General features: G+C 33.2%; 11 protein-coding genes and 1 tRNA gene. 8 read left to right on the top strand and 4 right to left on the bottom strand.

Features of this window, described 5'->3' with window-relative positions:
- Together WFZ85_RS03365 and WFZ85_RS03370 are read right to left on the bottom strand one after the other, a co-directional pair.
- Nucleotides 1-487 (bottom strand): transposase family protein (locus tag WFZ85_RS03365; RefSeq protein ID WP_461782266.1); only part of this gene is annotated, 487 nt, incomplete at its 3' end.
- A 165-nt stretch (nucleotides 488-652) separates the two neighbouring features.
- Nucleotides 653-725, bottom strand: a tRNA-Phe gene (locus WFZ85_RS03370).
- A gap of 99 nt (nucleotides 726-824) precedes the next feature.
- Between WFZ85_RS03370 and WFZ85_RS03375 the strand changes: the two genes are divergently transcribed.
- The 8 genes from WFZ85_RS03375 to WFZ85_RS03410 all read left to right on the top strand — a co-directional run bounded on the left by WFZ85_RS03375 (nucleotide 825) and on the right by WFZ85_RS03410 (nucleotide 9,423).
- On the top strand, nucleotides 825-1,553 hold the full coding sequence (locus WFZ85_RS03375) for a type III pantothenate kinase (protein ID WP_342694876.1): 729 nt from the start codon (nucleotides 825-827) through the stop codon (nucleotides 1,551-1,553).
- A complete protein-coding gene (locus WFZ85_RS03380) occupies nucleotides 1,550-2,800 on the top strand; it encodes a hypothetical protein (protein WP_342694877.1) in 1,251 nt (416 codons plus the stop codon). The genes WFZ85_RS03375 and WFZ85_RS03380 overlap by 4 nt, the downstream gene beginning before the upstream one ends.
- Before the next feature lie 13 nt (nucleotides 2,801-2,813).
- The gene (locus WFZ85_RS03385; RefSeq protein WP_342694878.1) at nucleotides 2,814-4,085 is read left to right on the top strand and encodes a hypothetical protein; all 1,272 of its coding nucleotides are present in this window, start codon (nucleotides 2,814-2,816) and stop codon (nucleotides 4,083-4,085) included.
- Nucleotides 4,086-4,186: 101 nt separating this feature from the next.
- Nucleotides 4,187-4,639 carry an LPS export ABC transporter periplasmic protein LptC gene (gene lptC, locus WFZ85_RS03390; RefSeq protein ID WP_342694879.1) on the top strand — a complete coding sequence of 151 codons (453 nt, stop codon included), beginning with the start codon at nucleotides 4,187-4,189 and terminating at the stop codon, nucleotides 4,637-4,639.
- Nucleotides 4,640-4,642: 3 nt separating this feature from the next.
- Entirely contained in the window at nucleotides 4,643-4,840 is a 198-nt protein-coding gene (locus WFZ85_RS03395; RefSeq protein ID WP_342694880.1) for a hypothetical protein, read from the top strand.
- Nucleotides 4,841-4,843: 3 nt separating this feature from the next.
- Nucleotides 4,844-6,103, top strand: coding sequence for a hemolysin family protein (locus tag WFZ85_RS03400; RefSeq protein ID WP_342694881.1), 1,260 nt, complete (start codon nucleotides 4,844-4,846; stop codon nucleotides 6,101-6,103).
- A gap of 107 nt (nucleotides 6,104-6,210) precedes the next feature.
- A complete protein-coding gene (locus tag WFZ85_RS03405) occupies nucleotides 6,211-8,310 on the top strand; it encodes a peptidylprolyl isomerase (protein ID WP_342694882.1) in 2,100 nt (699 codons plus the stop codon).
- A 246-nt stretch (nucleotides 8,311-8,556) separates the two neighbouring features.
- Nucleotides 8,557-9,423 (top strand): ankyrin repeat domain-containing protein, encoded by an 867-nt coding sequence (locus WFZ85_RS03410; protein ID WP_342694883.1) that lies wholly within the window; start codon nucleotides 8,557-8,559, stop codon nucleotides 9,421-9,423.
- A 195-nt stretch (nucleotides 9,424-9,618) separates the two neighbouring features.
- Here WFZ85_RS03410 and WFZ85_RS03415 read toward each other — a convergent pair whose 3' ends face one another.
- Both WFZ85_RS03415 and WFZ85_RS03420 read right to left on the bottom strand, forming a co-directional pair.
- Nucleotides 9,619-10,533, bottom strand: coding sequence for a GYDIA family GHMP kinase (locus WFZ85_RS03415; protein WP_342694884.1), 915 nt, complete (start codon nucleotides 10,531-10,533; stop codon nucleotides 9,619-9,621).
- 51 nt (nucleotides 10,534-10,584) lie between these two features.
- Entirely contained in the window at nucleotides 10,585-11,913 is a 1,329-nt protein-coding gene (locus WFZ85_RS03420; protein ID WP_342694885.1) for a hydroxymethylglutaryl-CoA reductase, degradative, read from the bottom strand.
- Nucleotides 11,914-11,958: the final 45 nt, after the last annotated feature.

Below are 11,958 nucleotides of genomic sequence, written 5' to 3' on the forward strand. Positions count from 1 at the left end.
AAGAATGAAAAACACCATCTATAGAACAAACTCCATGTAATTTATATCCGTAAAACCAGTTATTTTGAGAAGCACAAAACCCTTTTGAAGGAGCAGTTTCAAACTCATTTTTACAAATTTTAATTCTCCTATGACGAGCAAACTTGCAAATTTCCAACGGCATACTATCGACAATATAATAATCTTCAAATTCTAAAAATCGAGAGGCTAATTTTATTCTTACTTCTTCTAAAAATAAAAACAATTTTCGCCTTCTTTTATTGAATTGACTTCGCTCAATTAAATTAGAAATTTGTTCTTTGTTTATCTCTTTAAATAAGGAGTTTTCACTATCAATAGACATAAATTCAGCGGTTAAACTCAATGCAACTACTTCTAAATCAGACATTTTTTGTTTTCTGCCAACATCTGATTTATATTCTAATTCACAATTCAAAGAACTTATAACTTCTAAAACTCTAAAATAATTTTTTACTATATTTGACATAGATATTGGTTGTTTTGCGACTTCAAGATACTGCATTTCAGTATCTTGACCAATATCTAATCAATTTATTTTACTTCAAATAATTACACCCAACGGGTTATATATAAACAATGCATAGTCTAGATTTAACAAAAAACCCATCAACTTTTCAGTGATGGGTTTCAGTGGTACCTCCAGGAATCGAACCAGGGACACATGGATTTTCAGTCCATTGCTCTACCAACTGAGCTAAGGTACCTTTTTTGATGCGGGTGCAAATATAGAAGGATTTTTAATTTATCCAAAACAAATTCTTAAAAAAAACAATTTGTAACTTTGCCAAATCAAAAATCACCCTATGGTTTTAGCTATTGATATAGGAAATACTCGAATAAAAGCAGCTGTCTTTAAAGAAAGTACACTTATCGATGTACTTTTTTTTGATCAAAAAGAATTGATTTCAAAAATAGATTTTATTCTAGATAAATTTGAAAAGATAACAACAATGGTGATTGCATCTGTTGGAAACCTTAAAAAAACTGACTTTCTAAAGTATTCGTCAAAAATTACTGTTTTTTACATCACCAATAAAGATAAATTTCCCTTTACTAATTTATACAGTACTCCCGAAACTCTTGGTATCGATAGAATGGTTTTAGCATGTGGTGCTGTGCTACAATTTCCCAACCAAAACAGATTAGTAATTGATGCAGGAACATGCATTACTTATGATTTTATCGACTCAAACAACAACTATCTTGGTGGCGCTATTTCTGCTGGCATAAAATTGCGATACGAAGCTTTGCATCAATACACAGCAAAATTACCCTTACTTTCTAGAGAATATCCTGAAAATTTTATCGGTAATTCAACCCACGATTCAATTCACTCAGGTGTCGCTCAAGGCGTTATTCACGAAATAGATGGGTTTATTGCACAATACAAAGAACAATACGCTAAATTTATCATAATTTTAACCGGAGGCGATGCGGAATTTTTGGCTGAACGATTAAAAAATACCATATTTGCCAATTCAAATTTTCTTTTAGAGAGCTTGAACCAAACCTTTCAATACAATCAAAAATGATTAAAAAAATTATAGTAAACATCTGTTTGCTTATTACACTTACTGCTTTTGCTCAAGAAGGTACATCATCGCCTTACTCTTTTTATGGTATCGGCGATGTTCGTTTTAAAGGAACTGTTGATACACGAGCGATGGGTGGAGTTTCTGTTTTTCCGGATAGTATTCATCTAAATATTCAAAATCCAGCGCATTTAGCAAGTCTTAAATTAACTACTTTTACAGCCGCTGGAGCCTATAACACAAACAATTATAAAACGGAAACCCAAGAGCAAAATGCTAATCGAACCACTCTTGATTATTTTGCAGTGGGAATTCCAACTGGTAAATTAGGTTTTTCAATTGGATTATTTCCTTACTCATCTGTAGGCTACAAAATTCAAAGTTTGTCAGGTGATACTCCTCCTATTTTTTCTCGGTTCAACGGTATTGGTGGTGTCAACAGAGTTTTTGCTGGTGCTGGTTATCAATTAACCAAAAAAATTAATATCGGTGTTTCTTTTCAATACAACTTTGGAACTATTGAAACAACAAGTTTGCGTTTCATTAACGGAATTGAATATGGTACACGGGAAAATAATTTATCAGATTTACAAGGTGTTAATGCTGATTTTGGGATAACCTACCAAACAAAGTTCAAAAATAATCGTTCTTTTTTTTCTAGCTTAGCCTATACTCCCGAGTCGAAATTGAGACTAAATAATACGCGAAGTATTGATATTATTCAGTTTTTAAGTTCTGGAGCAGTTGGTGTTATTGAGACCGCAGCTATTGACGTGCCACAAAGTACGATAACCACACCTTCTAAGTTAACCATTGGAACGGGATATGGTAAAGTTAAAAAATGGCTTGTTGGTGCAGAAATTTCATTTATAAACAATAGTGTATTGACAAACCGTTTTGATGACATTGAAGAGAACTTTTTTGAAAATACGATTCGTTATAATATAGGAGGATATTTTATTCCAAACTACAGTTCTTTTTCAAGCTATTTCAAACGTCTCACTTACAGAGCGGGATTGCGCTATGAAAATACAGGTCTAGTACTTCAAAACAAATCTATAACTGATTTTGCGGGAACTTTTGGAGTAGGTATGCCTTTAAACGGGACTTTTTCAAATTTAAATTTTGCAGTTGAAATTGGGAAAAGAGGTACGGTTTTTAACGGTTTGGTAGAAGAAAACTATATCAACTTTGTTGTTGGATTGTCCTTTAGTGACCGATGGTTTGTCAAACGTAAATACGATTAATAAAAGTACAGATATGAAAAAACTACTTTCAATACTTGGCCTGTTTTCTGTTATTACAGTAAGCGCGCAAAAGTATGACTGCGTGGCTAAGTCAGAGGCATACAAGCAACTTTACAAGGAAAGAAAAGTAGTTGAAGCATTTGAAATTTGGAGCGAAGTGAAAAAAAATTGTCCAAAAGAAAATGAGGATATTTATACCGATGGATTTACTCTTTTTCAATTTAAAATTGATAATGCTACAAATGAAGACGATAAACTAGTTTTAGTAAGAGAAAAAATGAAATTGTATGATCAATACAATAAATATTTTCCTTTGGCTTCGACAGATTATGAAGTAAATAAAGCCATGACTTTACATGATAATAAAATTGATTCGAAAGAAGAAATTTTTGGATTGCTAGAAAACGGGTTTAAAAATGCTCCAAATAGCGTAAACAATCCAAGTGCCATCTATCTTTATTTTAATTTTTACATCGAAAAATTTAAAAATGACAAATCAATTACTTCTGACGTTTTAATTGAAAAATATACATTGGTAAATTCGTTGCTTGCTCAACTTGAAGTTGCAAATGCTGATAAAAAAGAAGATTACAGTGCAGCAAAAAGAGGCATCAATGCTTTAGCTAAAGACGTGACAACTTGCGACAACTTGAGCGTTTATTATGAAAAGAAGATTGCAGAAAACCAAGAAAACATCCAATGGATAACACAAGCTTTAAATACGTTATCAGCAAAATGCAGCGCCAAACCCATTTTTACTACAATGGCAGAAAAACTTTATTCGGTCCAGGTTACTTCTCAATCTAGTTATTTCATGGCGTTGGCTTCGATGAAACAAAAAAAATTTCAAGAAGCTATTCGATATTATGACGAGTCAGCACAACTAGAACAAAATCCTGTGGTAAAGAGCACAATTTATTATACTTTAGCAACAGGATTATTGAGTGGAGAAAAAGCAAAATCCAAAGAATATTTAAACAAGGCATTAGATGCCAATCCAAAAATGGGCAAAGCCTACTTGTATTTAGCACAATTATATACAAATAGTAGCGCACAATGCGCCAATACTGAATTTGAAAAGAAAGCTATTTATTATTTGGCCATTCAAACACTAAATAAAGCAAGTATTGCTGATACAAAATTAAAAACTACAGCCGATAAAATGGCCAGTGAATTTGCTTCTAAATCAGTATCTTCAACTGATATAAATAAAGAAAAAATGAACGGCAAGTCTATAAAGATAGGCTGTTGGATTAATGAAACCATCACATTCCCATCTAAATAATGACTCGCTTTTTTCAAAATAAATTTTCTTTATTTTTAGCATCAGTAGTATTATGTGTCACTAGTATTTCATGTGAAAGTAATTTTAATGAGGTGAAAAAAATGGGCATTACAGAGTTTGCTCCAAGCGGTGACGCCGATTCTATAAATTTAAAATATACCGACTCCGGACGAATTACAGCCAATTTAATTAGCCCGAAAATGCTAGATTATGCCACTGTGGAGTTTCCTTACACCGAATTTCCAAAAGGAATGCATCTGACGCTTTATGATAAAAATGCAAAAGAAACCTATATCGATGCTAATTATGCCATTTCATATAAAGCGACCAACATTATTGATTTACAAGGAAAAGTAAAAATATCCAATCAAAGCGGCGAACTTCTTGAAACCGAACAATTGTATTATGACCAAAAAAACGAATGGTTTTTTACCGAAAAAAAGTTTAAATTTACCTCACTAAAAGGAGTTTCCTATGGTGAAGGAATAGATTTTAGTAAAGATTTCAAAATAATTAATTCACAAAAAATATCAGGAGAAATCCAATCAGAATAACTTATGAACTATTTAAAATTTACCCAATACGCTTATTTAATTGCTGCCATCCTTTTTGCTATCGATGGCATCAGAGAGTACAATGCAGGAAATAAAGAAGGCGCTTATTTACGATTTGGATTTACCGCAATCGGCGTGTTTATGTTCTTTTTTAGAAGAAATTTTGCCAAGAAATTTGCAGAAAGAAATAAAAAACCATAATAAATGGAAGTCGGAATAATCACCGTTTGTTTGATACTTTCCGCTTTTTTCTCAGGAATGGAAATTGCTTTTGTTTCCTCCAATAAAATATATCTTGAAATCGAGAAGAAACAAGATGATTTTATTTCTAAAATTTTAACAAAACTAACGCGCAAACCGTCAAAATTTATTGCTTCAATGCTAGTGGGCAATACGATCACCAGGGTCATATTTGGCTTTTTTATGGGCGATCTTTTGATGAATTGGTTCATAAAATTAGGGCTAAATTTATCTGATTTGTCAAATATATTTCTTCAAATCATTATTTCTACCCTAGTTGTTTTGCTAACCTCCGCGTTTTTACCCAAAGTCTTTTTTCAGATTTATGCTAATAGTTTCATTAAAATTTTCGCCTTACCTGCTTATTTCTTTTACACGATGTTTTACTACATCTCTTCTTTTTTAATTGGGATTTCAGATTTTGTTCTAAAAAAGTTTTTTAAAACCGAAGGCGACCAAATCACGCTTTCCTTCAGCAAAGTAGAATTAGGAAATTACATCACCGAACAAATGAATTCCATAGAAGACAATCAAAATGTAGACTCCGAAATTCAAATTTTTCAGAATGCGCTTGAATTTTCAGGGGTAAAAGCACGAGATATTATGACACCTCGCACAGAACTTGTAGCAGTAGATTTGCATAGTTCTGTGGTTGAATTAAGAGAACTGTTTATTAAAACAGGGTATTCAAAAATTTTAATCTATCACAATACATTAGACGATATTATAGGTTATGTTCATTCTTTTGAATTATTTAAAAAACCAAGAACCATAAAATCAATACTAATTCCTGTTGAATTTGTTCCAGAAACGGTTTTCATCAAAGACACTATGGATTTGCTCACTAAGAAACGAAAAAGTGTGGCTGTAGTTTTAGACGAATATGGTGGAACATCAGGCATCATTACGATGGAAGATATTGTTGAGGAACTTTTTGGCGAAATTGAAGACGAACACGACTCAGATGAAGCATTAGTTGAACAACAAATAGAAAAAAACAGCTTCCTTTTTTCAGCCAGACACGATGTAGCCTATTTAAATGAAACCTATAAATTAAATATTCCCGAAAATGACTCGTACAGCACTCTAGGTGGTTTTATTGTTGATTTTTCGAAAGAAATTCCGCAAAAAGGAACTCAATTTACCATCGGAAATTTCCAGTTGAGCATTGAAGCAGCAACCAACAAGAAAATTGAAATAGTAAAAATGAGTTGGCTAGATTAATTTCTATTGAAAATCAAAAAAATAAATGAAATTATAACGCTGTAAGTATTATTATTTAACATATAATTGTATTTTCGCAGACTGAAAATAAATAAACAAGAATAAAAATGGCAGTTTTATCAAAAATTAGAAAACGTTCAGGTTTACTTTTACTCGCAATTGGTTTTGCTTTATTGGCTTTTGTAGTGCAAGATTTATTTAGCAGCGGCATGAAAAGCTTTTCAAAAGAAGTAGGAAGTGTTAACGGAAAAGATATTTCTTTTGAAGATTTTAGAATCAAAGTAGCTAATACTGAAAAAAACGGACAAAATGGGCAAACCATGACGGCTATGCAAGCTTCCAATCAAGTATGGAATCAAGAAGTCAGCATCGCTTTACTTACCGCCGAATTTGAAAAATTAGGTCTTCGAGTAGGCGAAAAACATATTGTAGAAGTATTCAAAGCCGATCCCAACATTGGCCAAAACCAAATGTTCCTCAATGCTGCAGGAAAATTTGATTTGATGAAATTTAAAGAATACTTTAAATCAAACCCTGAGGGAATTCAAATGTTGAAAGACCGAGAAAAGGATGCTGAGTTGAACGCTAAATATCAAATTTATAATTCCTTAGTGAAAGGCGCGATGTATACTACCGAAGCCGAAGGAAAAATGAAATATGAAGCAGAAATGAACAAAGTAAATTTTGATTTTGTAGCTGTTCCGTTTTCAACTATTAAAGATAGTGATGTAAAAATTTCTGACGATGAGATTATTGCATACATGAAAACTAAGGAAAAGAAATTCAAATCAGAGGAATCTCGCGAATTGGATTATGTATTAATCGAAGAAAAACCATCGGCACAAGACGAGGCTGAGATTAAGAAAAACGTGGATGCCCTTTTACTTCCAAGTGTTAGATACAACAAAGAAACAGGTAAAAACGATACCATTCCTGGTTTTCAATCGGCTTCTAATGTGGCTGAATTTGTTAACATGAATTCTGATATTCCATTTGACTCGACCTATGTTTCCAAACAAGATTTGCCAGCAGAAAATGCAGAACAATTATTCAACTTAGCTACTGGTGCCATTTATGGTCCTTATATGTACAATAATTATTACTGCATTTCTAAATCGTTAGGAAGAAAAGCAGGCGCAAAATCTAAAGCCAGTCACATCTTAATTAGCTGGGAAGGAACACAAGTACCTAATAAAAAAGAAAAAAGAACAAAAGAACAAGCCAAAGCGAAAGCCGAAGGTTTATTGGCACAAGCACAAGCTAATCCTTCGATGTTTATGATTCTAGCTATGTCTAATTCAGATGACTCATCAGCACAACAAGGCGGCGATTTAGGCTACTTTTCTCCAGGTCAAATGGTAAAACCATTCAACGATTTTGTGTTTAATAACCCTATTGGAAAAATAGGTTTGGTAGAAACGGAATTTGGATACCACGTAATTAATGTAACCGATAAGCAAGATGCCATTAAACTAGCAACGATTGCGCAAAAAATTGAGCCATCAGAAGTGACAAACGATAAGATTTATACGCAAGCTACCAAATTTGAAATGGACGCTGCTAGTAAAGATTTTGCGGCTTTAGCCAAAGAAATGAAGCTAACCGTAAATCCATCGGTAAGAGTGAAAGCTGTTGACGAGAACTTTGGTTCAATGAGCAACCAAAGACAAATAGTAAAATGGGCTTTTGAAAGTGGCACTAAAATAGGTAATGTAAAACGTTTTGAAATTGTGAACGTAGGACATGTTATTGCTAAATTGAAAAAAGTAAACGAAAAAGGGTTAATGGCTGTTGAAGATGCACGACCACAGGTAGAACCTATTTTAAAGAATAAAAAGAAAGCCGAAAAAATTAGTGCTAAAATGAAAGGCAGTTCGCTAGCCGCCATTGCCGCTGCTAACAAAGTGACTGTAGCGAATGCTGCCGATTTAACCCTTGAAAATCCAAATGTTCCTGGAGCTGGTTTTGAGCCAAAAGTAGTAGGAATGGCATTTTCATCAAAATCAGGTAAAGTTTCTCAACCTATTGAAGGAAACTCAGGCGTATATGTAATTGCAACTAAAGTAGTGACCAAAGCCCCTGCGTTACCAAAATATACGGACTATGTGACTAAATTAAAACCACAAGCTGTGGGCAATGCCGGAAGATTTCTACAAGCCCTGAAAGATGATGCTGATATTCAAGATAACAGAGCTGATTTTTATTAATCGTTCTACGTTTCATAAAGAAAATCCCGAAGTTATGCTTCGGGATTTTTTTATTCTAATATGATAACCTTTAGCGATTGCTTTTATAAAATCATATTGAAATTATGGAGTATTGATAATGAGTAGAAGTTATTTTATTAGATTTGTTTTTTATCTTAGAATGCGCTATCGCGTAAAATAGTGGATGAAGATGACATCGTAGTTTCTCAAAGTCCAAGGTGTTTTTAAACTCAAATTTCAATACAAATGAAAAAATATTTAATAGTTTTTATGCTTGGAATAGTTTTAAATTCTTGTGCATTAAATTTAGAACAACGAGGATACAATTTTGATAATTTCAAAAAAACTCCAGTATGGAATTTGGCAAAAGCAGTTCGAGCTGACGATGCTGAAAAAGTTACTAAAATTTTAAAGAATGAAAAATTAGAAATAGATTTTAAAGACCCAGAATATCAACAGACTTTACTTGCATTATCAATTCATAATGATAAAAAAAATGCTTTTTTAGCATTATTAAAAGCAGGAGCTAACCCCAATTTATTATTAGGAAATCCAGCAAATGCTACACCGCTTATTTATGGTATTGAAAATACAATGTCATTGGAGAGAGTTTCTAATTGTGATCTGTTTTATGTAAAAAGCATGTTGCAGTTTGGAGCAGACCCTAATTTAGAAATAAAAAATCCACAACCAGAATATACTTTTTACAATAGTTTTCCACTCCTTGTTGCTATTCATGCAAATACAGCTAGAGTTAATGAATGTTTGGATCTTATTAAGCTATTGGTTGATAGTGGTGCAGATATCAACTGTTGCTATCGACAACCAGATTCTGAAATATGTGAAGGGGTTTTGGCGGTTGCGCTTTCAGGTAATAGTATGGAAATTTTGAAGTGTTTTGTTATAGAAAAAAAAATAGCTATTCCTGATACCGTTTCTATCATTGGAGGATTAGATAAATCAACTCAAGAAGCTTTTAGTTTGAGAGAAATTTTAACTTCAAAATATTATAAATATGAAGACTTTGAAAGTGAAACTGGCAAACATGACCGGTCTCAAATGAGGAAGACTAGAGATGAGATTTTAGAGTATCTAGATAAAGTTGGAAAATGATTAAAATCATCAGGTAATGTTCCAAAGTTAGTGATGCACAAAAATCAACCATTTGACCATTTGTAAATCAGTAAATAATAAACATTTACAGTAAAAAGTCGAGCTATAAGTTCGTCTTTTTTACATTTGAAAATGGATGGCAAGAGTGCGCAAGCGATTCGCTCCTAATAGTTCTAAAACCAAAAACTTGCATTTTTATAATATCATCTCACCATAAGGCACCACAACCTCAAACCCTTTTTCTTTAAAATAGTCCGTTGGGTTTTGCTTTGAAATACACATTATAAAATCGCCACCCCAAGCACCAAGACTTTTTATCACTCCATCAAAATCTTGAAAAAGTGTTTCTTTAATAGTGGTCAATTCTAGAACATTACTCATTATAATTTCATGTTGTTCCAAAGCTTGTGCAAATTCTTTTGGTTGGTTTGCTTCCACTACTGTTTTAGTTATAGCATCAATCATTGGAATTGTTTTTTGAACATTGGCATTGTTCCTATGATATGCTGCGATAGCTTCTCGGCTATTTTGCTTTTTATTCAAATAGATGAAATAAATTTTATCTGTAAAAATTGGATTGAAATGCACTACTTCAACTGATGGTTTATCCTCTTTTAACTGATAAAGTATTCCTGAATTATTTTGAGCGCACGCAATATCATAACCACTACCTCCAAAACTTCTTTTCAGCAGCTCAAAAGCATCGATTTCTAACCATTGCCCAATATTGTTAATTAACGTAGAAGATGTCCCTAAACCCCAAAATTTAGGAAATGTTAATTCCGTTTTAATTGTATATCCTTTTCCTTTAGAAATAAAATCACCATTCATCAAATAAGCTTCATGCAAAATTCCGATTAAGGTATTTTTGATAGATGCAACGTCGTCAAAACGTTCTTTATTGATGATAGAAGAAAATAGTATAGTGTCTTCAAACCAAATGCTGCCATCACTATCATAACTTGTCCAATGAATGTGTTCATCAGTCGCTTCCTCAACGATTAAATTTTGTCCAAACTTGGTAGGCAATGCAAAAGCTTTTGCGCCATTGAGCACTACATATTCTCCGGTGATGAGGAGTTTTCCGTTGCTGTAAAAAGTTTGTATCATTTTAGTATAAAAACCCTATCAGGGTTTGAAACCCTGATAGGGTTATGCTTGTTACTTTCTTAAATTTTCTAATAATTCAACCACTGAAGCATGAGAAATTGCAGTATTTTCAAAATATTTGGCAATCGCTTTTCGTTCTTCTGATGTGGCTTGATATTGATTTAAAATATTATTTAAGTGCATTTTCATGTGTCCTTCTTGAATTCCGGTTGTGGTTAACGAACGAAGTGCAGCGAAGTTTTGTGCCAAACCAGTAACGGCAACCACTTGCATCAATTCTTGAGCCGAAGGTTTTCCTAATATTTCCAACGCGATTTTTACTAATGGATGCAAAGAAGTCAAACCGCCAACAGTTCCCAAAGCCAACGGAATTTCCATCCAAAAACTAAATATCCCATTTTCAATTTTGGCATGGGATAAACTGGAATATTGACCATTTCGAGAAGCATAAGCATGAACGCCAGCTTCTACGGCACGAAAATCATTTCCCGATGCTAATACTACCGCATCTACACCATTCATAATTCCTTTATTATGCGTTACAGCTCTATAAGGTTCAATCTCAGCAATGCGAACAGCTTGCACAAATTTTTCGGCAAACTCTTGTGGATTTTCTCCCGAAACTTTTGGATTCTTTTCGGCCAAGTCTTCAACAGCACAGGAAACTTCGGCACGAACAATACAATTAGGAACATAATTAGACAAAATACTCATCACGATAGTAATGCCTTTTTCGGCTTCAGTGAAATCAGGATAATTTTGTGCTTGTTCTTTTATTGTTTTAGCCAATTGTTCTAAACACGAGTTGATGAAATTAGCACCCATGCTGTCTTTGGTTTCAAATGTAACGTGCAACTGATAGTAATTATCTAATTCACTTGTTTTATCTCTAAGTTCTAAAGAAAGAATTCCTCCGCCACGCTTTTGCATGTTTTTGGTAATGCTTTCGGTTTCTTGGAAAAGTTTTGGCTTAATCTGGATAAAAAATTGCTCTAGTTTTTGAAAATCACCTTTGTATAAAAAATGAACCTGTCCAATTTTTTCGGTATTTAAAACCGTCGCCTTAAAACCGCCACGCGTACTCCAAAACTTAGCTGACTTAGCTGCTGCTGCCACAACCGAACTTTCCTCAATCACCATTGGAACCGAATAATATATTCCGTTGATTAAAAAATTAGGAGCAATTCCCATTGGTAAATAGAAATTGGTAATCGTATTTTCTATAAACTCATCGTGCAATTGTTGCAACTTGGAATCATTGTTCCAATATTGTTTTATAGTAGTTAAAGCTTCTGATGGATTAGCGAAATATTCGTTGGCAATCCAATTGATTTTTTCTTCTTTGGATAATTTAGAAAATCCGGCAATTGCACTATTCATAGATAAAATTTACTTAAAAATAAAACAAAGATACATTTTAGAAAC

Origin of the sequence: Flavobacterium aureirubrum, from assembly GCF_038739835.1 — a bacterium.
GTDB classification, from domain to species: domain Bacteria; phylum Bacteroidota; class Bacteroidia; order Flavobacteriales; family Flavobacteriaceae; genus Flavobacterium; species Flavobacterium aureirubrum.